Genomic DNA, 381 nt, shown 5'->3' with positions numbered 1-381 from the left:
CTAAAGTTGCGGATAAAACAGGTTGGCTTCGATTTTTTATGACTATCTTTGAACATCTAATTGACGTTGGCTTTGGGATTGCGCTATAAGCCACACGGTTATAGGCAGCTTTATAGCTTTGCTTGGGTTGAATTTATTTAGATTGGTGGAGTTGTTCTTTAGACTCCTTTTACCAAGGTGTTGAAAGAGAGATTATATTTATGGCGAATACACCTTCTGCTCGAAAAGCGGTGCGCAAGGTTGCGGCACGCACACAGGTTAATAGGGCCCGTCGTTCGCGCGTTCGTACCTTTATACGTAAGTTTGATGATGCTTTAGCGGGTGGCGATAAGGCATCTGCAGAGATTGCATTTAAGAATTTTGAGCCTGAAATTATGCGTG

Annotated in this window: 1 protein-coding gene; it reads left to right on the top strand. The window is 42.8% G+C overall.

Features of this window, described 5'->3' with window-relative positions:
- Positions 1 to 200 precede the first annotated feature (200 nt).
- On the top strand, positions 201 to 381 hold a 181-nt coding region (gene rpsT / locus J7R05_RS09070; protein WP_208541946.1), incomplete at its 3' end, for a 30S ribosomal protein S20.

Source organism: Bartonella capreoli, from assembly GCF_902813205.1.
GTDB classification, from domain to species: Bacteria; Pseudomonadota; Alphaproteobacteria; order Rhizobiales; family Rhizobiaceae; genus Bartonella; species Bartonella schoenbuchensis.
Note: the sequence above shows the minus strand (reverse complement) of the source record. Positions and strands in the feature narration are given on the sequence as shown.